Origin of the sequence: Mycobacterium sp. KBS0706 (assembly GCF_005938675.2) — a bacterium.
Taxonomy (GTDB): domain Bacteria; phylum Pseudomonadota; class Alphaproteobacteria; order DSM-16000; family Inquilinaceae; genus Inquilinus.
In genome coordinates this window covers 1-406 of sequence record NZ_VCCH02000373.1, presented here as the reverse complement: position 1 = coordinate 406, position 406 = coordinate 1, and the positions used below count along the sequence as shown (strand labels likewise).

Annotated in this window: 1 protein-coding gene; it reads left to right on the top strand. The window is 69.0% G+C overall.

Annotation, left to right across the window (positions count from 1 at the left end):
- Nucleotides 1–113: 113 nt before the first annotated feature.
- A partial coding sequence (gene tnpB, locus FFK22_RS42335; protein WP_138893743.1) for an IS66 family insertion sequence element accessory protein TnpB occupies nucleotides 114–406 on the top strand: 293 nt, incomplete at its 3' end.

Below are 406 nucleotides of genomic sequence, written 5' to 3'. Positions count from 1 at the left end.
AAGCCGATGGGCGGCCGCATCGAGATCGTGGTGGGCACCGTCGTGATCCGCACCGAGCCTGATGTCGACGGCCGGCATCTGGCGCAGGTGATCCGGGCGGTGCGGGCAGCGACATGATCGCGCCGGGCGCGCAGCTCAGGGTCTATGTGGCGACGCGGCCGGTTGACTTCCGCAGAGGCCATGACGGCTTGGCCGCGGCGGTGCAGGAGACGATCGGGCTCGATCCGTTCTGCGGCGCAGCCTTCGTGTTCCGCGCGAAGCGGGCCGATCGGATCAAAATCCTGGTCTGGGACGGCAGCGGCATAGTGCTGATCCACAAGCGGCTGGAGGGCGGCAAGTTCGTGTGGCCGCAGGTGCGCGAGGGGGTGATGCAGATGTCGCCGGCCCAGCTCTCGGCGCTGCTCGA